The following is a 23,255-nucleotide window of genomic DNA, read 5'->3' as shown; positions in this document are numbered from 1 at the left end:
AGGAACTCCTGTAGTGAGATGCGCTGACTGAGTCTAACGAGGGGGCTGAGCGGGGTCGGGCAGGCGGCGCATGCCCCGCGCGGAGGCCATGGCGCGGATCACGTTGCGCGCCTCGGCGCGCCCGCCGCGCGCCGGGCTGAGGAGCACCACGGCGAGGGTGATCAGCCACGGCTTGAGCCGGACCAGCGCGTTCTCCCCGTGGCGCAGGTGCACCACGAAGAGGTTGCGGTACATGTAGAAGCCCTTCCACCCCGACAGGTCGTGCTGCTGGTTGAAGTCGAGCTGGCGCACCAGCACGGCGTCACGCACGGCCCAGACCCTGCGGCCGGCGCGCCGGGCGCGGACGGCGTACTCGGCGTCGTCGTAGAAGATGAAGAAGGTGGGGTCGGGGAAGCCGATCTCGGTGACGACGTCGCGGCGGACCATGAAGCCCTCGAAGGCGACGTTCTGCACCTCCACCAGCGCGGGCATCGAGGCGCGGTCACGGTAGACGCCGTCGACGGTCGAGCGCTTGGGGTGGATGGAGAGCGGGTTGCGCAGGTCGAACTCGACGGCCGCCTTCTCCACGAGGGCCCCGGACAGGTCCTCGCGCACCGCGATGAGGCAGTCCTCGTCGACCGCCACCAGCCGCTCCAGGCAGTCCGGCGCCGGCACGACGTCGTCGTCCATCAGCCAGATGCGGTCGTGGCCGCCGTCGTAGGCCGCCTGCACCCCGCGGTGGAAGCCGCCGGCACCGCCGAGGTTGGCCTGCGTGATCACCTGCAGGGGCAGGTCGGAGCGGGCGCCGAGCACGTCGGGGGTGTGGTCGGTGCTGGCGTTGTCGACCACGATGACCGTGTCGGGAGCCCGGGTCTGGGCGGCCAGGCCGTCGAGCATGCCGGACAGCAGGTCGGCGCGGTCGTGGGTCACCACGACGACCGCCACCGTCTCGCGACCGGCCCCGTCCGCGGTCGGGTCGGTGGTCCCGCTCACGAGAGGAACCTCCGGTGGCCGTCGAAGTCGCCGGCGATCCCGGCGCGCATGGCCCGGAGGCTGAGCCGCAGCCGCGACAGGCTCGGCCGGGTGAAGGTGTAGAACCACGCGGTCTTCACGACGAAGGCGGCGGCGTGCGCGGGGCCGCGGTAGTCGCGCAGGTTGACGAGGTTGTTGCGAGCCATGCAGTAGTGCTTGAGGTCGCTCGGCGAGTCGTTGTAGGTCGTGCGGCCGAACATCATCGGCGAGCCCAGGTTGCCGACGCTGGGATGCCGCACGGTGGCGGTGACCACGGTGGCGACGCGGGCGCCCGCCTCCTCGGCGCGCAGCCGGTACTCGTGGTCGTCGCCCCAGATGAAGAACTCCTCGCGCGGCAGGCCGATCCGGTCGACGAGCTCCTTGGTGACCAGGACCCCGTTGAACGGGATGACGATGCCGTCGATACGGTCCTCGCGCGCGGCGCGGCGCACGTCGTCGACCGCGTGCACGACGCGGGTGCTGCCGGGCATCCGGATCGGGAAGACCAGGCGGCCCGGGTCGGCCTCGTCGACCACGAGCGGACCCCAGAAGTCGAGGTCGGTCTCGTCGAGCAGCCGATCCAGGCAGTCGACGTCGGGGAGGCCGTCGTCGTCCATCAGCCAGACCAGGTCGGCCTCGCGGTCGATCGCCCACGCCAGGCCGTCGTGGAAGCCGCCGGCACCGCCCCGGTTGGTCGACAGCGTCCGCGACCGCATCGGGACCTCGCCCGTGGTGGGGCGGGCGGCGAGCCACGCTCCCGTGCCGTCGGAGGACGCGTTGTCGATGACCAGCACCTCGGCCAGGCCGTCGATCTCCCCCAGCCTCGCCACCAGCCGCTCGAGCAGCTCGAGGCGGTTGAAGGTGACCACGACCGCGACGATGCGGGGCAGGGGTCCGGTGGTCACGGCGTACACACTAGGGGCCGCCGTCGAGCCGTCAGCAAACCGCGCCGAGGTCCTCCGACTGGTTGGCGGCGTAGCCCTCGGAGAGGGAGCCGATCGAGCCGCCGGTGACGTCGTCGGGGGTGGTGGGCGCCGTCGGGGTGGCCGGCGCGGACGCGTCGTCGCCGGCCGGGGCCGGGGTCTCGGCCGTGCCGTCGGAGCCGGCGTCAGGAGTGGCGTCCGTCGTCGTCGACGCGGCGTCCTCCTCCGTCGGCGCGTCGGCCGCCGGGGCCGCCTCGGCGGTGTCCGGGGCGGGCTGGCGGCCCTCGGCCCGGGCGATCACCGCGGCGACCTTGCGCTGCACCAGGGCGATGTCCGGGTCGGCGGTGTTGATCATCGGCGGCACCAGCGACAGCGTGGCGATCTTCTGGCTGCGGGCCTTGAGGGCGAGCTCGACGAAGCGGTCGACCTCGCCGCGGGGGACGTCGGTGGAGACCATCGCCGAGCTCGCGCCGGCGATCTTCTCGAAGTTGCGCAGCGCGTCCTGGGGGCTGACCTGCTGGAGCATCGCGCTCATCACGCACTTCTGGCGGGCCATGCGGGAGTAGTCGTCGGAGCCCTCGCGGGCCCGGGCGAACCAGAGGGTGTCGTGGCCGTCGAGCGTGCGCTTGCCGGGCTCGATGTAGTGGAACGACTCCTCGTGCGGCAGGCCGACCGGGATCGGCTGGCGCACGTTGAGCTCCACGCCGCCGACCGCGTCGACGAGGTCCTTGAACCCCTCGAGGTTGACCATCGCCCAGTAGTTGATGTCGAGGCCGGTGATGCCCTCGACGCCCTGGACGGTCGCGTCGACGCCCGGGTTCTCCGAGCCCTTGAACAGCTCGGCGTGGTCGAGCGCCCAGGTGGCGAGGCCGTTGAGGTACATGCCCTCGACGTCGAAGCCGTCGGGGAACTGCTCGGCCATCACCGACCCCTCGGCGAACGGGAAGTTCTGCATGTTGCGCGGCAGCGAGATCAGCACGGTCTTGCCGGTCTCGGCGTCGATGCTGGCCACGGTCATCGAGTCGGGACGCAGCCCCCAGCGGCCCGCGCCGGCGTCGCCGCCCATGAGCAGCACGTTGTAGCGGCCCTCGGCGGCGCTCACCGCCGAGCCCTCGCCGAACATCGTGATCATGAACTGGCGCTGCACGCCGACGACGTGGGCGCCGAAGAGCAGGGCGCCGGCGACGCTGAAGCAGAGGAAGCCGTTGACCCCGACCACGGCGAGCCGGTGCTGGCGCTGGAGCGTCAGCGGCTGGCCGAGCCGCCAAGCGTCGACGAAGAGGTAGGCCCAGCCGACCGCGAGCGCCATCAGGCCCACGCGCAGGAGCTGGAGGAGGCCGGTGTTGGTGCCGGCCCAGAAGGCGACGCCGTGCCAGACGTACGACGCCACCGCGGCGACCAGCGCCAGGACGGCCAGCGTCAGCCACGTGCGGAGCGCGATCCTGCCCACCCGTCGGCTGCCGGCGACCAGCTGGGCCGATCCCGGGAGGACGAGGGTCATCAGCATCAGCGTCACCGCACGCCGGAAGCGCACGCGCTGGGCGCGGTGCAGCGTGGTGAACCGCGGCTGGGTCGACCCAGAGGGGACGGACGACATCGCAGGGCCTTTCTTGCTGGGGGAAGTCAGCCCGCCCAGTATCACCAGTCACACCTGTCACAGCCGGTCGCGACGCGCCGGGGCCACGAGGTCGTCGCCCCGGGGGTGGGGATCAGGCGTGGGCCGCGGTCATCCCTCGCGGCCCTCGTCGATCTCGGCCTTGCGCGCCAGCCGGTGCGAGCGCCGGATCTCGGCCTCGCGCCGGCGGCGTACGTCACCGGGGGTCTCGGTCTCCAGCGGCGGGACGGGCCGCGGCCGGCCCTCGTCGTCGATCGCGACGAAGACGAAGTAGGCGCTGGCCACGTGCACCGGCTCGTCGGTCGCGTTGCCCCACGGCTGCGCCTCGACCCGCACGCCGATCTCCATCGAGGAGGTGCCCGCCCAGTTGACCTGCGCGTAGGTCTTGATGATGTCGCCGACGTGGACCGGCGCGAGGAAGGTCATGTCGTCCATCGCCGCCGTGACCGCGGGGCCGCCGCTGTGCCGGTGCGCCACCGCGCCGGCCGTGGAGTCGGCGAGCTTCATGATCTCGCCGCCGTGGACGTTGCCGAGGAGGTTGGCCTCGCTCGAGTGGGCCATGATCCCCAGGCTCACCCGGCTGTAGGACGTGGGCCGCGGATCCGTCATGACCCGCACGGTAGCGTCCATGCGCATGGCTGATCGTCCGCAGGGCTCCGGCATGCCCGAAGAGGGGACCCCGGAGTACGACTGGCTCTACGGCAGCACGCCGAGGACCCCGCCCGGCGACGCCACCCAGCGCATGCCGGCGCAGTCGGCGGGGGGCGGGGGCGCGTCGTCGGCACAGCGCCCCGACGAGACCCGGGTCATGCCGGCCGCCCGTCGCGAGGCGCGCGGGTCCGGTGGGCAGCCGCCCGGCGGCACGCGTACGGCGACCGCCGCGCCGCCACCGCGTCCGCAGCCGGCGAAGCGGCGCTGGCGTCCCCGCTTCCGGCTCGGGCTCATCCCTCTGCTCCTGCTGCTCCTCGTGGTCTACCTCGTCGCCGTCCCGCTCTACCACTGGACCACGATCGACAAGGTCGACGCGGCGCCCGACGGCGACCGCCCGGCCGACCAGCCCGGCACCAACTACCTGATCGTCGGGTCCGACAAGGCCGACGACCTCTCCGCCGAGCAGCGCAAGCTGCTGCAGACCGGACCGCGCGGCGGCACCAACACCGACACGATCATCGTGCTCCACACCGGCTCCGGCGGGCGGACGATGATGTCGATCCCGCGCGACACCCTCACCGAGGTCCCTGGCCACGGCACGCAGATGATCAACTCGGCGTTCGCGCTCGGCGGCCCGCCGCTGCTGGTGTCCAGCGTCGAGGGGCTGACCGGCATCCACATCGACCACTACGTCGAGCTCGGCTTCGGCAGCATGATCAACACCGTCGACGCCTTCGGCGGCGTGGAGATCTGCCCGAAGCAGGACATGAAGGACCCGCTCGCCCGCCTCGACATCAAGAAGGGCTGCCAGGAGGTCGACGGCCTCACCGCGCTGGCGTACTCCCGCTCGCGGCACGTCACCGCGCTCAGCGACCTCGACCGCGTCGCCCGCCAGCGCGAGGTGATCAGCGCCCTCGGCGACGAGGCGCTCTCGCCGTGGACGTTCGTCAACCCGGTCCGCTACTGGGGGATCAACGACGCCGCGTCCGGTGCCATCCGGGTCGACGAGGAGATGAACCCGCTCGACCTCGGTCGCTTCGCCCTGGCGATGACCGGCGACAGCCAGACCTGCACCATGCCCAACCTGCCCGCGCCCAGCGACCCCAACCGGATCGTCGCCGACCCCGAGCGGGCGCCCCAGCTCTTCACCGCGATCATCGACGACTCCGAGGTCCCGAAGGCGGCGTGCACGCCGACCGGCCGCGCGCGCTGACCCTCGCGCACGCTGTGCGAGCCCGCACCCCGAGCGATGAGTGAGGCAGGTTCTGCGATCCCAGAACCTGCCTCACTCACCGCTCGGTGCAACTCCCTTGATCGGCGGCCACCCCCGGCGTACGCTCACGATATATCGCGATACGTCATCGATAGGTCTGCGATACATCACGACCGTCACCGACCGTTCGCTTCGTCTCCGACCATCTGACCGAGGGAGCACGACATGGGACACCACTGGCCCGGCGCCGACTGGCCCGGCAACGACCGCGACGACACGGCTGACCGGACGGACCGGGGCGAGCGCGCCGGCGCCGACTGGGGCAGCACCTGGAGCCACTTCACCTCCGGCGGCGTCGGCCGCGGCCGACGCCCGAGCGGCCCGCCGCCGTGGCTCGGCGAGATCTTCGGCCTCGCCACCGCACCACAGCGACCGCAGCCGCGCGGCCCCCGCGTGCGCCGCGGCGACGTGCGGATGGCGATCATCGACGTCCTGCACCGCGCGCGCACGGCCGACGAGCCGATCAACGGCTACCAGGTGATCCAGGAGATCGCCGAGCTGAGCAACGGCGAGTGGCGCCCCTCCCCCGGCTCGGTCTACCCGACGATCCAGCAGCTCCAGGACGAGGGACTGGTCGAGGCCGACGACGAGCGCGGCCGCCGCACGATCCGGCTCACCGACTCCGGTGTCGCCTGGGCCGCCGACCACGTCGACGAGCTGGCCGGCGTCTGGGCACCCTTCGCCCGCACCGAGACGCCCGCGACCGACCAGCCCTCGGGCCAGGCCGACTTCAAGAGCGAGATCGGGCAGGTGATGAGCGCCGTCTGGCAGCTGGCCACCCAGGGCTCGGAGCAGCAGCGGCGCGCGGCGCTCGACGTCCTCGTCGACACCCGTCGTCGCCTCTACGGCATCCTCGCGGACGGACGGGACGGCGAGCGATGAGCACGCCCGACCCCCGCATGCGGATCGCGGACAGCGACCGCGAGCGCGCCATGGCGGACCTCGCGGAGCACTACGCGGAGGGCCGCCTCGACCACGAGGAGTACGACGAGCGGCTCGACGCGATCTGGACGGCTCGTACGCGGGCGGACCTGGCGGTCCTGTTCAGCGACCTGCCGCGGCCGCGGGCGGCGCAGCCCCCCGCCCGACGTGCGCCGCAGCCGCGACCCGGTCGGTCCCGCGTCCCCCTGCTCCCGGTCCTGGCGGTGCTGATCGTGCTGAGCGTGCTCACCGGCGCCCCGTTCTGGCTGCTTGTCTTCCCGCTCATGTTCCTGCGCGGCCGGGGCCAGTCGTGCGGACAGTGGCAGTCCAGCCACCCCGGTCACGCCGGCCACCCCGGCCACCCCGGGGCGACGGACTACCGGCGACCGCGGGGCTCGGCCGGCTGGTAGGGCCGACCACGAGCGCACGCGCGGCTCTCTGAGAGCATGTGCGCGTGACGTTCGAGGCGAGGGTGGTGCAGGCGCGCGCGCCGCACGGCCTCGCCCGCGCCGCCGCGGCCACGGTCGTGGCGGTCACCGGCGCCGCCGCCGCCCACACGTGGGCCGGCGGCGAGGTGCCCACGGGGCCGGGGCTGGTGCTCGTCGCCGCCGTGGTGCTCGCCGGTGGCTGGCTGGTCCTCGGCCGGGACGTGCCCGCCTGGGCCCTGCTGCCCGTCGTCGCCGCCGCCCAGCTCGGGCTGCACGAGTCCTTCGGCCTCGTCGCCGGCCACGACCACCACGCCGCTGCCGTGCCCGACCCGGGCTGGACCTGGCAGATGGTGGCGGCCCACGCGTCCGTCACGCTCGCGACCGCCGTCCTCTGGTGGGCCGGCCGGCGCGCCGCGTCGTACGTCGTCACGCTGCTCGCGCACGCGTCGCTGCCGGTCACCCCGCGGCTGCGCCGGCGCCCGGCCGACGCCCCCGCGGGCACCACGCTCGTGCACCTGCTCGTCTCCCCGAGGCGCGGACCACCCCTGGCGGTCCTGCTCACCTGAGCCCGGTCCGGGCTCGGGGGCACACGCGACCCCAGACCCGCACCTCACCCAGGAGAACCATGTCCTTCGAGCTGTCCACCCGTGCCCTCACGCGCCTCTGCGTGCTGCCGGCCGCCACCACCGCCCTCGCCCTCTCGCTCGTCTCCCCCGCCTCCGCCCACGTCGGCGCGACGGTCTCGGACGCCTCGGCGGGCGCCTACACCATCGCCACCTTCAGCGTGCCGCACGGCTGCGACGGCTCGCCCACCACCCGCATCGAGATCCAGGTGCCCGAGTCGGTGCTGGCGGTGACCGCCACCCGCAACCCGTTCTACGAGGTCGAGACCACCATCGAGCAGCTCGACGAGCCGGTCACCGACGGCCACGGCAACGAGGTCACCGAGCGCACCGCCTCGGTCGTCTACACCGCCGACACCCCGCTGCCCGACGGCCAGCGCGACACCTTCGAGCTGTCCTTCCAGGTGCCCGACGCCGCCGGCGAGACCCTCGCATGGCCGACGATCCAGACCTGCGCGAAGGGCGAGACCGCCTGGACCCAGGTGCCGGCCGAGGGCCAGGACGCCGACGAGCTCGAGAGCCCGGCCCCGTCCTTCGAGATCCTGCCCGCGAGCGGCGGCGACGGCCACGGCGACGAGACGGCTGCCGAGCCGGCCGAGAGCGAGGCCGAGGCGGAGGCCGTGCCGGCCGAGCCGACCGAAGCGACCGGGGCGACCGAGGCGGAGGCCTCGGCGCCGACGGACGACGGCTCGTCCGCCCTCGGCTGGGCCGGGCTCGTCGCCGGGCTGCTCGGCCTCGCCGCCGGTGGTCTCGCCCTGGCTCGGACGCGCACCACCTCGTGACCTCGCCGGCGCGACCGGCGCGGAGGCGCCGCACCGGCGTCGTGGCCGGGGTCCTCGCCCGGGTCCTGGCCACCGCGCTGGTCGCGCTCGCGACCCTGCTCCTCGGCAGCTCGTCCGCCTCGGCGCACGCCGAGCTCGTCGAGACCGACCCCGCCGAGGGGGCCGTCGTCGAGACCGCTCCCGAGACCGTCACGCTGACGTTCAACGAGCCGGTGCGGCTGACCTCGCAGGAGGTTGCGGTCTACGACGCCGCCGGTCAGCCGGTCGACGCGACGGCCAGCGCCGGCGGCACGGACGTCACGGTCGACCTGCCCGGGGCGGCCGGGCTCGCCGACGGCACCTACGTCGTGTCGTGGAACGTCCTGTCGAGCGACGGCCACCCCTTCTCCGGCGCGCTGACCTTCTCCGTCGGCGCACCCAGCGCGTCGGTGACCGCCCCGCCCGAGCCGACGTCCTCCTCGGCCGCGGTCAGGGTGGTCCGCGACGTGGTCACCGTCGTCTCGCTGGTGGGTCTGCTCCTCGCGGCGGGGCTCGCCGTCTTCGTGGCCCTCGTCCTCCCCCGCTCCTGGGCGGGCACCGACGTCCGTGGCCGGCTCCGCCGGTTGCTGCGGTACGCCGCCGCGGTCGCCGTGGCCGGCGCCGTCCTCCAGGTGCCGGTGGCGTCCGTCTACGGCCAGGGCCTCGAGCTGGGCGACCTGCTCGACGCCTTCGACCAGGCACTCGTCCGCAACGAGATGCTGGCCGCCGCGCTCGTGGCGGCCGGGCTCGGCGCGGCGGTGCCGGCCTGCACGACCGCGCCGCCGGGCCGGTGGGACCGGCTGCTGCTGGCCGGCGGCGCGCTCGTCGCCGTGGCCGGTCCGTCCGTCGTCGGCCACTCCCGCGCGTTCACGCCGACGGCGCTGCTCGTCGCCTCCGACGTCCTGCACGTGGGCGCCGGGGCGATCTGGCTCGGCGGGCTCGTGGGGCTCGCGCTCACCTTGCGGGCGCTGTCCGGCCGCGAGCTGCTCGCCGCCCGGACCCTCGCCCGCTTCTCCGCCCTGGCCGGCGGCGTGCTCCTCGCCGTCGCCGCCACGGGGACCTTCATGGCCTGGCGCATCGTCGGGTCCTGGACGGGCCTGGTCGAGACGGCGTACGGCTGGCTGCTGCTCACCAAGGTCGCGATCGCCCTCGTGGTGGCCGGCGCGGGCGGCTGGAACCGCTGGCGCACCCTGCCCGCGGTCGAGGCGGCCGCCGGGTTCGGCGACCGCGAGCGCGCCGCGGCGGCGGTGACCCGCACGGTGCGCGTCGAGGCGGTGCTGCTGGTCGCGCTCCTCGGCGTGACGGGCTTCCTCGTCAACCAGTCCCCGCGGCCGGCCCCGGTGACCGTCGCGACCGGGTCGACCGGGGTCGGCGCCGCCACGGCGGACGACCTGCGGGTGCTCGCCGTGATGGACCCGCGCCGCACGGGCAGCAACACGCTGCTGGTCCAGGTGCAGGACGCCTCGGGCGAGCCGTACGACCCGCCGGTCAACCCCGTGGTCGAGCTCCGCACCGAGGGGCTCGACGTCGGCGAGGTCGCGGTGACGTCGATCGCCGCGGGCACCTACCGCGGGGAGGTCGTCGTCCCGCGGGCGGGCGAGTGGGAGGTGCAGGTCAGCCTCACGCTAGGCCGCTTCGAGAACCCGGTGACGACCGTCAGGCTGACCGTGCGACCGTGAGCTCGACCGGCACCGTGTGCAGGAAGCCGTCGACGCGCACCTGCACGAACAGCCGGTAGTCGCCGGGCTCCTCGACCTCGGCGTGGAAGGTCAGCTCGGACCCGTCCTCGGTGAGCTCGGGGGCCGCGAGCGGGTGCAGGTGCACCATCGCGCCGGTCCCGGTGTGGAAGCCGGTCACGTGCCCGTAGGCGCCGAGGAACGTGCCGATGTCGACCGGCTGCCCCTCCGCGTCGCGCACCACCAGCCGCAGCAGGCCGTTGTCGCCGGTGACCGGCGCCTCGGCCACCGAGACCTGCACGGCCCGGTCCTCAGCAGCGGTGTCGCCCGGGTCGCCCGGCGGGAGCGCGAGCGGGCGCCCGAGCACCACGTGGTCGCCGTTGCCGCCCTCGTCGACCGCGACGAACTCCGTGACGACGCGGTAGCCACCGGCGTCCGGGACGTCGAAGGGCGCCGTCCACGTGCCGTCGTCGGCGCGGGTGGGGTGCAGGTGGCGGAAGACGGTGAGCTCGTCGTTGACGAGGTAGAGGTGCAGCTCCTTGGTGAGCTCCTCGACGTAGTCCGTGACCGGCCGGCCGTCGGGGTCCTCGATCCGGAAGCGCAGCTCGCCGATGCCGTCGTCGGCCTGGCGCACCTGCAGCCCCTCCAGGGAGTAGCCCACCTCGCTGGTGCGGGTGCCGTCGCCCACGGGCATCGACACCATCGCGCCACCCGCGCCGTGGGAGTGCCCGGCGGCGACCTGGCCCTCCTCGCCGGTGCAGCCGGCGAGCGTGCCCACGACGACGAGGGCGCCGGCCAGTCCGAGAGCGGCAGCGCGGGTCCTCACCGGGTCAGCGTACGAGGTCCGCACCAGCGTGCGGCGCACGCCTGTCGCACCCGTGCGGGACCATCGACCCATGGCAGAGCCCGGCTACGACCCCGACTTCCTCGACACCACCCTCGCGCCCCCGCAGGCGCCCGACGAGCCCGGCCCGTTCCCCGAGCTGGAGCGCCCGCTCGACTACGTGCACTTCAGCCTCCGCATGCACCCCACGCGGCGGCTGGCGTGGTGGGTCGCCTGGAACATCGACGGGCTCCGGCTCTTCCCGGGTGACAGCATCAGCCGGTCGGGCGAGCGCTTCCGCGCCGACCCGCGGATCCCGGCGGAGGCGCAGACGCTCGACGCGGCCTATGCCGACAACCGCCTCGACCGTGGTCACGTCGCCCGCCGCTCCGACCTGCTGTGGGGCACCCTCGACGAGGCACGCGCGGCCAACTCCGACTCCTTCCACTTCACCAACATCACGCCCCAGCTCGACGACTTCAACCAGTCGGGGCGCGGGGGCAGCTGGGGCCTGCTCGAGAACGCCGTGCTCGCGCAGGAGGGGCTGGAGGACCGCCGGCTCACGCTGTTCGCGGGACCCGTGCTGCGCGCCGACGACCCGGACTACCGCGACATCGTCCAGGTGCCGCGCGAGCACTGGAAGGTCGTCTGCTACCGGATGGAGGGGCAGCTGCGGTCCAAGTGCTTCGTGCTGTCCCAGGACCTCGACGGCGTCGTCGACCGGTCCTTCCTCGACGACTTCGACACCTACCTCGTCCCGCTCGAGCTCCTCGAGGAGCGCACCGGGCTCGTGTTCGCCAGCCTGCGCGACGCGGTGCCGGCCGGGCTGCGGCTCCCGGACGGGCCCGTCCTGGTCGCCGACGCCGAGGAGGTGGACTGGTAGATCCGCACTCCTTCGAGGCTTGTTGAGGGGCGCCGGAGTGGGCAGGATTCGTGCATGGGGCAGGGAGCGGGCGGAGGGGCGTTCAACGCCTCGCTGTGCGCCCTGGTGGGGAGGTACACCTACCGTCCCGCCACGGACGAGTGGTGGTGGTCCGACACCATGTTCCGCATCCACGGGTTCGAGCCGGGGGCGGTCGTGCCGACCACGGCACTGGTCATGCGGCACATCCACCCCGAGGACGTGGAGGCCGCCTGGGAGTCGCGGGAGGCGGTCGTGGGCCGTGGAGAGGCCTACTCCTTCCTGCACCGCATCGTCACCGCCACCCAGGCGCACAAGGTGGTCATCGCCGCCGGCCACGTCGAGGACGAGGACGGCACCCTCGTCGTCTCGGGACACCTTGTCGACCTCACCGACGTACGCCGCGACGCCGTCAACGCCGAGCTGGAGTCGGCGGTCGTGGACTTCGTCGGGCACCGGGCGGTCATCGAGCAGGCCAAGGGCGTGCTGATGCAGCTCTACAGCGTGGACGCCGACACGGCGTGGGTCCTGCTGCGCGCCTTCTCCGTCGACACCAACCGCAAGGTGCGCGACATCGCCCGGGCCCTCGTCTCGGCGGCGGCGGACGACCGCACGCCCACCAAGCGGCAGCGCGTGTCCGCCCACGACATGCTCGAGCGGATCTACGCCGAGGCGCTGGAGGGCGCGCCGCCCGGCTGACCGGGCCAGACCGCGGGCTCAGAGCTCGCTCTGGACCCCTGCGAGCAGCTGGCGCGCCATCACGATCCGCTGGACCTGGTTGGTGCCCTCGTAGATCTGGGTGATCTTGGCGTCGCGCATCATCCGCTCGACCGGGTAGTCGCGGGTGTAGCCGTAGCCGCCGAGCACCTGGACGGCGTTGACGGTGACCTCCATCGCCACGTCGGAGGCGAAGCACTTGGCCGCGGCGCCGAAGAACGTCAGGTCGGAGTCGCCCCGCTCGGAGCGGCCGGCGGCGGCGTAGGTCATCTGGCGGGCCGCCTCGATCTTCATGCCCATGTCGGCGAGCATGAACTGGAGTCCCTGGAAGTCGGCGATCGACCTGCCGAACTGCTGGCGCTCCTTGGCGTAGTCGAGGGCGTGGTCCAGGGCTCCCTGGGCGACACCGACGGCCTGGGCCGCGATCGTGACCCGGGTGTGGTCGAGGGTCTTCATGGCGGTGGCGAACCCGGTGCCCTCCTCGCCGATCATCCGGTCGGCGGGGATCCGCACCTTGTCGAGGTAGACCTCGCGGGTCGGGCTGCCCTTGATGCCGAGCTTCTTCTCCGGGGCGCCGAAGGAGACGCCCGCGTCGGACTTCTCGACCACGAAGGCCGAGATCCCGCCGCGGGTCTTCTTCTCGGGGTCGGTCACGGCCATCACGGTGTAGAACTCGGACTCGCCGGCGTTGGTGATCCAGCGCTTCACGCCGTCGATGACCCACTCGTCGCCGTCGCGGACGGCGCGGGTCTTCATGCCACCGGCGTCGGAGCCCGCGTCGGGCTCCGAGAGGCAGTAGGAGAAGCCGCCCCCACCGCGGGCGAGCGCGCCGAGGTAGCGCTTCTTGAGCTCCTCGGAGCCGGCGATCTGCACCGGGAGCGAGCCGAGCTTGTTGACGGCGGGGATCAGCGAGGACGACACGCACGCGCGGGCCACCTCCTCGATCACCAGCACCGTGGCGAGCGCGTCGGCGCCGGCGCCGCCGTACTCCTCCGGCACGTGCGGGGCGTGGAAGTCCGAGGCGAGCAGCGCGGCGGCGGCCTCGTGGGGGTAGCGCGCCTCCTCGTCGACGGCGGCCGCGTGGGGGGCGATCTTGGCGTCGCACACCGCGCGGACGGCCTCGCGGATCGCCTGGTGCTCCTCGGGGAGGGCGTAGAGGGGGAACTCGCTCATGCACGAATTGTAGGACGTCCATCCTTTCTGGAGGAGGCGTCTACGGTGTGGGCATGACCACTCCGGCTGCTCCCGCCTGGCAGGACCACGAGGCCATCGACCGCATGCTCGACGAGCTCGGCACGTGGGCGGTCGTCGGCCTGTCCGGCGACCCGTCGAGGACGGCGTACTCGATCGCCGCGCTGCTCCAGGAGCGTGGCAAGCGGATCGTGCCCGTGCACCCGCAGTTCGCCGACCCCGCGGCCCCCGCGGTGCTCGGCGAGCAGGGCTACGCCTCCCTGGCCGACGTGCCGTTCGCGATCGACGTCGTCGACGTCTTCCGTCGCTCGGAGGCGGCCGGCGAGTTCGCCGACCAGGCGGTGGAGGTCGGGGCGCAGGCCGTGTGGTTCCAGCTCGGCGTCGTCGACCACGAGGCCTTCGCGCGCACCACCGCGGCGGGGGTCGCGATGGTGATGGACACCTGCCCCGCCATCGAGTGGCGGCGCCGCGGCCGCTAGCCCTCGAGGTCGACCGTCGCCTCGACCATCGTGATGCCGAGCTGGCCGAGGCACTCCTCGAGCACCCACTGCACGTCGAGGGTGTCGGCCAGCGGCATCACCGGGCTCTCGGTGAGCCCCGCGGCCAGGCAGCGCTGGACCTCCTCGACCTGGTGGACGTAGCCGGTGCCGGTCGGCGGCAGCTCGACCTCCTCGGCCTCCTGCCCGTTGCGGCGTACGACGACGCGGCTCGGGTGGTGGAACGGCGGCACGAGCTCGAGGGTCCCCTCGGTGCCGACGAGGAGCGCGCGTCCCGGCGTCGCGCTCGCGAGCGAGCAGGTCAGCGACGCGGCGCGCCCGTCGGCCCACGACAGCTGGATCGCGGCCGAGCGGTCCGCACCGTTGGGGTAGGTCGTCCCGGTCGCGGTCACCCGGTCCGGGCGGCCCAGGAAGTGCTGGGCCAGCGAGATCGGGTAGACGCCGAGGTCGAGGACCGCCCCGCCGCCGAGCGCCAGGTCGAAGAGCCGGTTGCCGGGGTCGTACTCGCGGAAGGCACCGAAGTCGGCCTGCACCAGCAGCACGTCGCCGATCGCGCCGCCGGCGACGAGGTCGCGCGCGTGCCGCAGCGCCGGCTGGAAGCGGGTCCACATCGCCTCCATGCAGAAGACCTCGGCGGCGCGGGCCGCCGCCACCACCTCCTCGGCGCCGGCCAGCGTGGCGGTGAAGGCCTTCTCGACGAGCAGCGCGGTCCCGGCCTCGACGGCGGCCAGCGCGAGCGCGTGGTGCTGCGGGTGCGGGGTGGCGATGTAGACCACGTCGACCTCGCCCCGCGCGCCCGCGTCGAGGAGGTCGCGGTGGGTGCCGGATGCGGCCGCCCCGAAGCGGTCCGCGAAGTCGGCGGCCGATCCCGGCGAGCGGCTGCCCACGAAGGCGAGCTCGGCGTCCGGCACCAGGGCCAGGTCGGTGGCGAAGGCCGCAGCCATTCCGCCGGTCGCGGCGATTCCCCAGCGCGTCGTCATGGCACGACCCTAGGGGCTCGGCTCAGGACCAGGCGCGGTCGACCACGTGCTGCGCGATGGCCAGGCTGGAGGTCGCGGCCGGCGAGGGCGCGTTGCGCACGCAGGTCACGCCGTCGGCGTGCGTGATGCGGAAGTCGTCGACCAGGCTCCCGTCGCGGTCCACCGCCTGCGCGCGCACGCCGCTGCCGGCGCGGCGCACGTCCGCGACGCCGATGGCGGGCACGTAGCGCGACGCGGAGCGCATGAACGCGCGCTGCGACGCGGAGCCGACCACCTCGTCGATGCCGGTGCGCCAGTGCTCACGGGCCAGGCGCCAGAAGCCTGGCCACGCCAGCACCTCGCGGAGGTCCGTCGCGGAGACGTCGCGCCGCCGGTAGCCCTCGCGCCGGGTGGCGAGGACAGCGTTGGGGCCGACCTCGAGCTCCCCGGTGACTCGGCGGGTGAAGTGGACGCCGAGGAACGGGTAGCGCGGGTCCGGGACGGGGTAGACCATCCCCCGCACCAGGTCCTGCTTGGCGGTGCTCACGGCGAGGTACTCCCCGCGGAACGGCAGGATGGCCGGCCCGCGCTCGCCGTCGACGAGCGCGGAGACCCGGTCGGCGTGCAGGCCGGCGGCCACGACGACGTGGTCGAAGTGCAGTGGTGTGGGATCGCCCTCGACCTGCACCGTCGCGCCACCCGCACGGCGCCGGATGTCGACCACCTTCGCCCCGAGCCGCACCCCTCCGCCGCCGGCGAACACGTCGTCGGCCATCGCCTGCGTGATCGCGGTGTAGTCGGTGATGGCGGTCTCCGGCGAGTGCAGCGCGGCGAGCCCGCCGGCGTGCGGCTCGACCTCCCCGATCTCCCCGGCCGCGAGGCGCCGCAGCCCCGGCACCCCGTTGTCGGTCGCGGTGTGCGCGAGGGCGTCGAAACGCCCCATCTCCTCACGGTCCACCGCGACGACGAGCTTGCCGCAGGCGTCGTACGCGATCGAGTGCTCGGCGCAGAAGTCGCGCAGCATCGTCCTGCCGCGGGCACACAGCTCGGCCTTGAGGCTGCCGGGCCTGTAGTAGATGCCCGCGTGCACGACGCCCGAGCTGTGGCCCGTCTGGTGCGCCGCGAGGCGGTCCTCCTTCTCCAGCACCACGACCTCGGTGCCCGGACGGCGACGGACGACCTCGCGCGCGATGGCGACGCCGAGGATCCCGCCACCGACGAGCCCCACCCTCATCTCCCCCATGCGGAGGACGCTGGTGGGTGCGGCAGCCACCGTCAAGCCACAATGTCGGGATGCGCGACCTCCACGTCCCCGCGGGCCCGGGCCTGCCCGAGGGCCTGGTCGTGCCCGCGACCGACCTCGTCGAGCGCTTCTCGCGCTCGCCGGGCCCCGGCGGCCAGTCGGTGAACACCTCGGACTCCCGCGTGGAGCTCGAGCTCGACGTCGCCGCGACCAGCGCGCTGACCGACACCCAGCGCACCCGCGCGCTGCGTCGCTGGCCCTCGGGCCGGATCGCGATCGCCGCGTCGGAGCACCGCTCGCAGCACCGCAACCGGGTCGCCGCCCGCGAGCGGCTCGCCGACGCGCTGCGCGAGGCGCTGGCCCCGCCGCCTCCTCAGCGACGCCCGACGCGACCGAGTCGCGGCGCCAAGGAGCGCCGGCTGCGCGCGAAGAAGGAGCGAGCGGGCACCAAGGCCCTGCGCGGCCGGGTGCGCGACCGGGACTAGAAGCCGACGCGGCGGGTCTGGCCCGCCGCCGCCTGGCGGACGACGTCGCCCTTGGCGTGCGCGGTCTCCGCGAGCGTCGACGCGTGGTCGAGCAGCCGCTGCCGGAGCTCGGGGTCGCTGGTCGCGAGGATGCGCGCAGCCAGGAGGCCGGCATTCTTCGCGTTGCCGATGGCGACGGTGGCGACCGGGATCCCGCCGGGCATCTGCACGATCGAGAGCAGCGAGTCCATGCCGTCGAGGTACTTCAGCGGCACCGGCACCCCGATGACCGGCAGCGGCGTGACGGAGGCCAGCATGCCGGGCAGGTGGGCCGCTCCCCCGGCGCCGGCGATGACCACCGACAGGCCGCGGACGTGGGCCTGCTGGCCCCACTCGATCATCTCGGTGGGCATCCGGTGGGCGGACACCACGTCGGCCTCCCAGGCGACGCCGAGCTCGGTGAGCGCCTCCCCCGCGGCCTGCATGACGGGCCAGTCGGAGTCCGAGCCCATCACGATCCCGACCTTCGCGCTGCCCTGCTGGACCTGCTCACTCATGGGTCGACCCTCTCGTCGGTCTCTGCTGGCTCGGGCTGGCTCGGGCTGGCTCGGGATGGCTCGGGATGGCTTCGGGTGGCTCGGCGCTCATTCGCTCTCGTCGCCCAGGTCGCCGCGGAACCAGGCGGCGGCGTGGCGGGCCCGCTCGAGGCAGTCGTCGAGGTCGTCGCCGTAGGCGTTGACGTGGCCGACCTTGCGGCCGGGCCGCAGGTCCTTGCCGTAGAGGTGCACGCGCAGGTGCGGGTCGCGCGCCATGGCGTGCGGGAGGCCGTCGTAGAGGTGGCCGCTGTCGGTGGGTCCGCCGAGGATGTTGACCATCACGGTCCAGCGGGCGCGCGGGGCCGGGGAGCCCAGCGGGAGGTCCATGACGGCACGCAGGTGGTTCTCGAACTGGGACGTCACGGCGCCGTCCTGGGTCCAGTGGCCGGTGTTGTGCGGACGCATCGCCAGCTCGTTGACCAGGATCCTGCCGTCGGTGGTCTCGAAGAGCTCGACGGCGAGGATGCCCGTGACGTCGAGCGCACCGGCGACGCGCAGGGCGATCTCCTGCGCCTGACCGGCCAGGGCGGGCGCGAGGTCCGGGGCGGGGGCGACCACCTCGTGGCAGATGCCGTCGAGCTGGGTGGAGGCGACGACGGGGTACGCCGCGGCCTGGCCGCTGGGCGAGCGGGCCACGAGGGCCGACAGCTCGCGGCGGAAGTCGACCAGCTCCTCGGCCAGCACCTCCACCCCGGCCGCGGTCGCGGCGTCGAAGGCGGCCTGCGCCTCGTCGGCGCTGCGCACCACCCACACGCCCTTGCCGTCGTAGCCGCCGCGGGTCGTCTTGAGGACGCACGGCATCCCGAACGCCTCGACGTCGGCGGTCGTGGTGACGACGGCGTTGCGGGGGCACGGCACGTCGAGCTCGGCGAGACGGCGACGCATGACCGCCTTGTCCTGGGCGTGCACGAGCGCGTCGGGACCGGGGCGTACGGCGACGCCGTCGGCCTCGAGGGCGTGCAGGTGCGCGGTCGGCACGTGCTCGTGGTCGAAGGTGACCACGCGGGCGCCCTCGGTCACCCGGCGCAGCGTGGCCAGGTCGGTGTGGTCACCCACGAGCTGGTCGGGGATGACCTGGGCGGCGGAGACGCCCTCGGCCTCGGCGAGCAGGCGCAGCGGCAGGCCGAGCGCGATCGCGGGCTGGGCCATCATCCGCGCGAGCTGGCCGCCCCCGATGACGGCGAGCGTGGGAGCACGGTGCGAACCGGTCGAGGACACGACCGGAGCCTATAGAAGCACCGGGGCAGGGGGTCGCCCGCCTCAGCTGGCGACGGTGCGCGCGCGGCTCTCGAAGCGCAGCCCGCGGCCGCGGTGCGTGGTGATCAGGGTCGGGTTGCGGGGGTCGTCGTCGAGCTTGCGCCGCAACCACCCCAGGTGCACGTCGATGGTCTTGGAGTTGGTGTAGAACGACGTCTGCCACACGTCCGCCATCAGCTCGCCGCGGGTGACGATGTCACCGGGTCGGGACATGAGGGCGTGCAAGAGCTGGAACTCCTTGCGCGAGAGCCTGATCTCGCGGTCGCCTCGCCACACCTGACGGGTGGTCGGGTCGAGTCGCACGTCCTGCACAGCCAACACGCGCTGAACGTAGGGAGGAGACGGTGCCCGGGGGGTCCTTATGGGTGAAAAATGGCCGAGTGGTCTGGTCCACCTGCGGGTCCGTCCCGCGGTGCACCCGGGCCGCTCAGCGACGGCGTACGGCCACCGGCTCGACCAGCCCGAACCCGCGCACCGGCCGGGCCGGGAGGCGCCGGCTCTCCCAGTCCTCGGCGGGCAGCAGGTCGGCGGTGTTCTGGTCGACGATCAGCCGGTTGCGCCGGGCCACCTGCGTGAGCCGGGCGGCCATGTTGACCGGCGGGCCGAAGATGTCGCCGAGGCGCTGGACCACCGGTCCGCTGGCCAGGCCGAGGCGGACGTCGGGCATCTTGGAGTCGCGGCCGATGACGTTGATGATCCCCTCGGCCACCGCGACGGCGTCCTCGGCGCCGCTGGTCACGAAGAGCACGGAGTCGCCGAGGCTCTTGATGATGCGACCGGCGTAGCGCGCCACGACGTCCTGGCAGCGGCTCTCGAAGACCTCGACGAGGTCGCCGATCTCGTCGCGGTCGAGGGTGTTGGACAGCGCCGTGAAGGACACCAGGTCGGCGAACCCGACGCTGACGTCGATGGTGTGGAGGTCCTCGTCCTTGGCGCCCATCGCCTCGATGCGGCCCACCGCGGCGGCGAGGTGGCGGCGCCAGGCGTAGACCAGCAGGCGCTCGAAGGGCGGGTTGACCTCGTCGATGAGGCGCAGCGCGGAGCCGATGCGCGAGCCGGTGGCCTCGGCGCCGGACTCCATCTCCTCGACGCGGCTGACGAGGGTGGAGACCTCCCAGTCGGCGAGCCGGGCCATCGTCTGGCCCACGCCGCGGGTGAGGTTGACGGCCGTGTCGAAGTCGACCGCCCCGGCGTCGACGAAGCTCATCAGCGTCGCGACGGCCTTGACGTCGGCGGCGGTGTAGGCCTTCTCGCCGACGAACTCGGGGAACCCGAGCGCGCGCCACAGCCGACGGGCCTGCTCGATGGTCACGCCGGTCTCGGTGGCCACCTCGAGCGCGTTGAACTCCGGGGCGCTGCGCAGGATGGCCTCGTCGAGCCTCTCCCCCGGCGCCTGCCTGGCTGCGGGCTCGGAGGGCGCTCGGGACGACTTGCGGTCAGGCGCCATCGTCTCGACGGTCACCACCGGACAGCCGGTGCAGCTCGTTGGCGACCTGGAGCTGGACCTGCTCGACGTCGGGGATGTCGTGGAGCAGGACGCTGCCGTCGGTGCTCGCGTCGGAGACCACGAGCGTGCCGCAGCCGAAGATCCGGTCGATGACGCCGATCTCGAAGTCGACGCCGCTGATCCGGTTGAGCGGGATCGTGCGGCCCTCCTTGGCGATGAAGCCGGAGCGCTTGATGAAGCGGCGGTTGGTGAACGTGTAGGTGGTGGTCAGCCACGCGACCAGCGGGCGCACGACGAACCACAGGACGATGAGGACGGCGACGATCCCCGCGCCGACGCCGACCGGTGTGGAGTCGGTCAGGGTGCTCAGCCAGATCACGGCCGCCACGAGGAGCACGAGCACCAGCGCCGGACCGATCAGCGCCTTGGGGTGCGTCCTCGTGGTGACGACGACGTGCTCGCCCTCGTTGAGGAGCTTGCTCGGGTAGGCCACGCGCCGATCATGTCACTAGGCCGGCCGCACGTGCACCACATCGCCGGCGGCCACGGTGAAGGTGCCGTCGCCGGTCCCGACCACCAGCGCCCCGGTGGCGTCGATGTCGAGCGCCTCCCCGCGGCGTACGACGTCCCCGGGCAGGTGCACGTCGACGGTCCGGCCCAGCGTGACGCACACGTCGGCGTAGGCGCGGCGCAGCGCCTCGGTGTCGTCGAGCAGGCCGAGCAGCCCGTGCAGCGAGCCGAGCACCTGGCCGAGCAGGCCGGTGCGCTCGACGGGCTCGCCGGTCTCGAGCGCGACCGACGTGGCGAGCGCGACGGGCAGCTCGTCGAGGGTCTGGTCGACGTTGATGCCGACCCCCACCACCGCCATCGGCCCCCGCTCGGCCTCGATGCGCTCGACGAGGATGCCGCACACCTTGCGCCCGGGCCCCGAGGCCGCGTCGACCAGCACGTCGTTGGGCCACTTGAGGGCGATGTCGGGCAGCCGGTCGGCGAGCGCGGCCTGCACGGCGTACCCGGTCAGGAGGGGCAGCCACGGCCACGACGTCGGCGCCACGTCGGGGCGCAGCAGCACCGAGAAGGTCAGCGAGGACCGCGCCGGCGTCTCCCACGCGCGGTCCAGGCGGCCGCGCCCGGCGGTCTGGTGCTCGGTCACCACGACGAGGCCGGGCTCCTCGCCCGCGCGGGCCCGCTCGGCGACGTACGCGTTGGTGGAGGGGGTCGCGTCCAGCAGCTCGACACGCCACCCGAGGGGCGCCGCGAGCCGGGCGGGGTCGAGGGGTGGTCGCGGTGCGGGTCTCTCCGTCATGGGTCTAGATTGCCGCAGAGATCGATCACGACGCAGACGTCGTGCGAGACGACCAGGAGGCCACCGCGTGAGTGCACAGCCGGGTGAGGGCACCGACGTCCCCCCTCAGGACATGGAGATCGACGTCCACACCACGGCGGGCAAGCTCGCCGACCTCGAGCGGCGCCTCGACGAGGCGGTGCACGCGGGCTCCGCGAAGGCGATCGAGAAGCAGCATGCCAAGGGGCGCGGGACCGCCCGTGAGCGCATCGAGATGCTCTTCGACGAGGGCACGTTCGTCGAGCTCGACGAGCTGGCCCGGCACCGCTCGACGGCGTTCGGGCTCGAGAGGACCCGCCCCTACGGCGACGGCGTCGTGACCGGCTACGGCGAGGTCAACGGCCGGATGGTGTGCGTGTTCAGCCAGGACTTCACCGTCTTCGGCGGCTCGCTCGGCGAGGTCTACGGCGAGAAGATCACCAAGGTGATGGACCTCGCCATGAAGACCGGCTGCCCGATCGTCGGCATCAACGAGGGCGCCGGGGCGCGTATCCAGGAGGGCGTCGTCTCGCTCGGGCTCTACGGCGAGATCTTCCGCCGCAACGTGCACGCCTCGGGCGTGATCCCGCAGATCAGCCTGATCATGGGCAACTGCGCCGGCGGCCACGTCTACTCCCCCGCCGTCACCGACTTCACGGTCATGGTCGACCAGACCTCCGCGATGTTCATCACCGGTCCCGACGTCATCAAGACCGTCACCGGTGAGGACGTCACGATGGAGGACCTCGGCGGGGCGCGGACGCACAACACCAAGTCCGGCAACGCCCACTACATGGCCTCCGACGAGGAGGACGCCATCGACTACGTCAAGGCGATGCTGTCCTACCTCCCGCAGAACAACCTCGACCCGTCGCCGACCTACGACGAGCGACCGGACATGGAGGTCACCGACCTCGACCGCAGCCTCGACACCCTCATCCCCGACAGCCCCAACCAGCCCTACGACATGCACGACGTGATCACCGCCGTGCTCGACGACGAGGAGTTCCTCGAGGTCCAGGAGCTGTTCGCGCCCAACATCCTCGTCGGCTTCGGCCGCGTCGAGGGGCAGTCGGTCGGCATCGTGGCCAACCAGCCCCTGCAGCTGGCCGGCACCCTCGACATCGACGCCTCGGAGAAGGCCGCCCGCTTCGTGCGGTTCTGCGACGCCTTCAACCTGCCGGTGCTGACGTTCGTCGACGTGCCGGGATTCCTGCCGGGCACCGACCAGGAGTGGGACGGGATCATCCGCCGCGGCGCCAAGCTGATCTACGCCTACGCCGAGGCGACCGTCCCGCTGGTCACGATCATCACCCGCAAGGCCTACGGCGGCGCCTACGACGTGATGGGCTCCAAGCACCTCGGCGCCGACATCAACGTCGCCTGGCCGACCGCGCAGATCGCCGTGATGGGCGCGCAGGGAGCCGCCAACATCCTGCACCGCAAGACCCTCAAGGCGGTCGAGGACGAGGGGGGCGACGTCGAGGCGCGCCGCGCCGAGCTCATCGACGAGTACGAGACCACGCTGGCCAACCCCTACATCGCCGCCGAGCGGGGCTACGTCGACGCCGTCATCGCGCCGCACGAGACGCGCGTCGAGATCGTCCGCTCCCTGCGGCTGCTGCGCTCCAAGCGCGAGACGCTGCCGCCGAAGAAGCACGGGAACATCCCCCTCTGATGGCCGCGTCAGAGGGACAGCAGGACCAGCCGCTGCTCCGGGTCGTCGACCCGGACGCGACCCCCGAGGAGGTCGCGGCCCTGGTCGCGGTGTTCGCCTCCCTGGGCTCGTCCGGTGGCGAGGCTCCACGCCGCCCGCGGCCGGCGTGGAGCCACCCGGCCCGCGGCGTCCGGCACCCGCACCGCAACGGGCCCGACGGCTGGCGGGCCAGCGGCCTGCCGTGCTGAGCCGTCAGCGACCCGGCGACCTGCGACGGCG

Annotated in this window: 26 protein-coding genes; 12 read left to right on the top strand and 14 right to left on the bottom strand. The window is 73.3% G+C overall.

Features of this window, described 5'->3' with window-relative positions; genetic code table 11:
* Positions 1 to 33: 33 nt before the first annotated feature.
* From HN031_RS12615 to HN031_RS12600, 4 genes are all read right to left on the bottom strand, one after another.
* Positions 34 to 972 (bottom strand): glycosyltransferase family 2 protein, encoded by a 939-nt coding sequence (locus tag HN031_RS12615; RefSeq protein ID WP_172270379.1) that lies wholly within the window; start codon positions 970 to 972, stop codon positions 34 to 36.
* Positions 969 to 1,895, bottom strand: coding sequence for a glycosyltransferase family 2 protein (locus tag HN031_RS12610; RefSeq protein WP_367650748.1), 927 nt, complete (start codon positions 1,893 to 1,895; stop codon positions 969 to 971). The genes HN031_RS12615 and HN031_RS12610 overlap by 4 nt, the downstream gene beginning before the upstream one ends.
* A gap of 31 nt (positions 1,896 to 1,926) precedes the next feature.
* Positions 1,927 to 3,510, bottom strand: coding sequence for an LCP family protein (locus tag HN031_RS12605; protein ID WP_172270377.1), 1,584 nt, complete (start codon positions 3,508 to 3,510; stop codon positions 1,927 to 1,929).
* A gap of 129 nt (positions 3,511 to 3,639) precedes the next feature.
* The gene (locus tag HN031_RS12600; RefSeq protein WP_172270375.1) at positions 3,640 to 4,137 is read right to left on the bottom strand and encodes an acyl-CoA thioesterase; all 498 of its coding nucleotides are present in this window, start codon (positions 4,135 to 4,137) and stop codon (positions 3,640 to 3,642) included.
* A gap of 25 nt (positions 4,138 to 4,162) precedes the next feature.
* Here HN031_RS12600 and HN031_RS12595 point away from each other — a divergent pair, with 25 nt between their 5' ends.
* The 6 genes from HN031_RS12595 to HN031_RS12570 all read left to right on the top strand — a co-directional run bounded on the left by HN031_RS12595 (position 4,163) and on the right by HN031_RS12570 (position 9,903).
* Entirely contained in the window at positions 4,163 to 5,392 is a 1,230-nt protein-coding gene (locus HN031_RS12595; protein ID WP_172270373.1) for an LCP family protein, read from the top strand.
* A gap of 225 nt (positions 5,393 to 5,617) precedes the next feature.
* Positions 5,618 to 6,334, top strand: coding sequence for a PadR family transcriptional regulator (locus HN031_RS12590; RefSeq protein WP_216652124.1), 717 nt, complete (start codon positions 5,618 to 5,620; stop codon positions 6,332 to 6,334).
* Positions 6,331 to 6,783 carry a DUF1707 domain-containing protein gene (locus HN031_RS12585; RefSeq protein WP_172270371.1) on the top strand — a complete coding sequence of 151 codons (453 nt, stop codon included), beginning with the start codon at positions 6,331 to 6,333 and terminating at the stop codon, positions 6,781 to 6,783. The genes HN031_RS12590 and HN031_RS12585 overlap by 4 nt, the downstream gene beginning before the upstream one ends.
* Positions 6,784 to 6,827: 44 nt before the next feature.
* The gene (locus HN031_RS12580) at positions 6,828 to 7,367 is read left to right on the top strand and encodes a hypothetical protein (RefSeq protein ID WP_172270369.1); all 540 of its coding nucleotides are present in this window, start codon (positions 6,828 to 6,830) and stop codon (positions 7,365 to 7,367) included.
* A 59-nt stretch (positions 7,368 to 7,426) separates the two neighbouring features.
* A complete protein-coding gene (locus tag HN031_RS12575; RefSeq protein ID WP_172270367.1) occupies positions 7,427 to 8,206 on the top strand; it encodes a YcnI family protein in 780 nt (259 codons plus the stop codon).
* Positions 8,203 to 9,903 (top strand): copper resistance protein CopC, encoded by a 1,701-nt coding sequence (locus HN031_RS12570; RefSeq protein WP_172270365.1) that lies wholly within the window; start codon positions 8,203 to 8,205, stop codon positions 9,901 to 9,903. The genes HN031_RS12575 and HN031_RS12570 overlap by 4 nt, the downstream gene beginning before the upstream one ends.
* On the opposite strand, the gene HN031_RS12565 is transcribed toward HN031_RS12570, so the two are convergent.
* Positions 9,881 to 10,726: a hypothetical protein gene (locus HN031_RS12565; RefSeq protein WP_172270363.1), complete on the bottom strand. Its 846-nt coding sequence runs from the start codon at positions 10,724 to 10,726 to the stop codon at positions 9,881 to 9,883. The two genes, HN031_RS12570 and HN031_RS12565, sit on opposite strands and share 23 nt — an antisense overlap.
* A gap of 70 nt (positions 10,727 to 10,796) precedes the next feature.
* Between HN031_RS12565 and HN031_RS12560 the strand changes: the two genes are divergently transcribed.
* Both HN031_RS12560 and HN031_RS12555 read left to right on the top strand, forming a co-directional pair.
* Positions 10,797 to 11,606, top strand: coding sequence for a DNA/RNA non-specific endonuclease (locus HN031_RS12560; RefSeq protein ID WP_172270361.1), 810 nt, complete (start codon positions 10,797 to 10,799; stop codon positions 11,604 to 11,606).
* Positions 11,607 to 11,660: 54 nt separating this feature from the next.
* Complete coding sequence (locus HN031_RS12555) at positions 11,661 to 12,323, top strand: PAS and ANTAR domain-containing protein (RefSeq protein WP_172270359.1); 663 nt, start codon at positions 11,661 to 11,663, stop codon at positions 12,321 to 12,323.
* A gap of 18 nt (positions 12,324 to 12,341) precedes the next feature.
* Here the strand turns inward: HN031_RS12555 and HN031_RS12550 are convergent, their stop codons facing one another.
* On the bottom strand, positions 12,342 to 13,514 hold the full coding sequence (locus tag HN031_RS12550) for an acyl-CoA dehydrogenase family protein (protein ID WP_172270357.1): 1,173 nt from the start codon (positions 13,512 to 13,514) through the stop codon (positions 12,342 to 12,344).
* Between the two features lie 53 nt (positions 13,515 to 13,567).
* On the opposite strand from HN031_RS12550, the gene HN031_RS12545 reads away from it, so the two are divergent.
* A complete protein-coding gene (locus HN031_RS12545; protein WP_172270355.1) occupies positions 13,568 to 14,011 on the top strand; it encodes a CoA-binding protein in 444 nt (147 codons plus the stop codon).
* On the opposite strand, the gene HN031_RS12540 is transcribed toward HN031_RS12545, so the two are convergent.
* Both HN031_RS12540 and lhgO read right to left on the bottom strand, forming a co-directional pair.
* The gene (locus HN031_RS12540) at positions 14,008 to 15,009 is read right to left on the bottom strand and encodes a Gfo/Idh/MocA family protein (RefSeq protein WP_172270353.1); all 1,002 of its coding nucleotides are present in this window, start codon (positions 15,007 to 15,009) and stop codon (positions 14,008 to 14,010) included. The two genes, HN031_RS12545 and HN031_RS12540, sit on opposite strands and share 4 nt — an antisense overlap.
* Before the next feature lie 22 nt (positions 15,010 to 15,031).
* On the bottom strand, positions 15,032 to 16,231 hold the full coding sequence (gene lhgO, locus HN031_RS12535) for an L-2-hydroxyglutarate oxidase (protein WP_172270351.1): 1,200 nt from the start codon (positions 16,229 to 16,231) through the stop codon (positions 15,032 to 15,034).
* 50 nt (positions 16,232 to 16,281) lie between these two features.
* Here lhgO and arfB point away from each other — a divergent pair, with 50 nt between their 5' ends.
* Positions 16,282 to 16,716 carry an alternative ribosome rescue aminoacyl-tRNA hydrolase ArfB gene (gene arfB / locus HN031_RS12530; protein ID WP_172270349.1) on the top strand — a complete coding sequence of 145 codons (435 nt, stop codon included), beginning with the start codon at positions 16,282 to 16,284 and terminating at the stop codon, positions 16,714 to 16,716.
* Here the strand turns inward: arfB and purE are convergent.
* The 6 genes from purE to HN031_RS12500 all read right to left on the bottom strand — a co-directional run bounded on the left by purE (position 16,713) and on the right by HN031_RS12500 (position 21,301).
* The gene (gene purE / locus HN031_RS12525; protein ID WP_172270347.1) at positions 16,713 to 17,252 is read right to left on the bottom strand and encodes a 5-(carboxyamino)imidazole ribonucleotide mutase; all 540 of its coding nucleotides are present in this window, start codon (positions 17,250 to 17,252) and stop codon (positions 16,713 to 16,715) included. The genes arfB and purE overlap by 4 nt on opposite strands.
* Before the next feature lie 87 nt (positions 17,253 to 17,339).
* The gene (locus HN031_RS12520; RefSeq protein ID WP_172270345.1) at positions 17,340 to 18,509 is read right to left on the bottom strand and encodes a 5-(carboxyamino)imidazole ribonucleotide synthase; all 1,170 of its coding nucleotides are present in this window, start codon (positions 18,507 to 18,509) and stop codon (positions 17,340 to 17,342) included.
* A 42-nt stretch (positions 18,510 to 18,551) separates the two neighbouring features.
* Positions 18,552 to 18,869: a winged helix-turn-helix domain-containing protein gene (locus HN031_RS12515; protein ID WP_172270343.1), complete on the bottom strand. Its 318-nt coding sequence runs from the start codon at positions 18,867 to 18,869 to the stop codon at positions 18,552 to 18,554.
* Positions 18,870 to 18,975: 106 nt separating this feature from the next.
* Positions 18,976 to 19,995 carry an adenylate/guanylate cyclase domain-containing protein gene (locus HN031_RS12510; protein WP_172270341.1) on the bottom strand — a complete coding sequence of 340 codons (1,020 nt, stop codon included), beginning with the start codon at positions 19,993 to 19,995 and terminating at the stop codon, positions 18,976 to 18,978.
* Positions 19,985 to 20,488, bottom strand: coding sequence for a PH domain-containing protein (locus HN031_RS22350; protein ID WP_172270339.1), 504 nt, complete (start codon positions 20,486 to 20,488; stop codon positions 19,985 to 19,987). Before HN031_RS22350 ends, HN031_RS12510 begins: the two co-directional genes overlap by 11 nt.
* A 15-nt stretch (positions 20,489 to 20,503) precedes the next feature.
* Positions 20,504 to 21,301, bottom strand: coding sequence for a biotin--[acetyl-CoA-carboxylase] ligase (locus HN031_RS12500; protein ID WP_172270337.1), 798 nt, complete (start codon positions 21,299 to 21,301; stop codon positions 20,504 to 20,506).
* A 112-nt stretch (positions 21,302 to 21,413) separates the two neighbouring features.
* Here HN031_RS12500 and HN031_RS12495 point away from each other — a divergent pair, with 112 nt between their 5' ends.
* Together HN031_RS12495 and HN031_RS12490 are read left to right on the top strand one after the other, a co-directional pair.
* Positions 21,414 to 22,997: an acyl-CoA carboxylase subunit beta gene (locus tag HN031_RS12495; protein WP_172271664.1), complete on the top strand. Its 1,584-nt coding sequence runs from the start codon at positions 21,414 to 21,416 to the stop codon at positions 22,995 to 22,997.
* Complete coding sequence (locus tag HN031_RS12490; protein WP_172270335.1) at positions 22,997 to 23,224, top strand: acyl-CoA carboxylase subunit epsilon; 228 nt, start codon at positions 22,997 to 22,999, stop codon at positions 23,222 to 23,224. The genes HN031_RS12495 and HN031_RS12490 overlap by 1 nt, the downstream gene beginning before the upstream one ends.
* Positions 23,225 to 23,255: the final 31 nt, after the last annotated feature.

Source organism: Nocardioides sp. zg-1308, from assembly GCF_013155375.1.
GTDB lineage: Bacteria > Actinomycetota > Actinomycetes > Propionibacteriales > Nocardioidaceae > Nocardioides > Nocardioides renjunii.
This window is presented reverse-complemented; position numbering and strand designations above follow the sequence as displayed.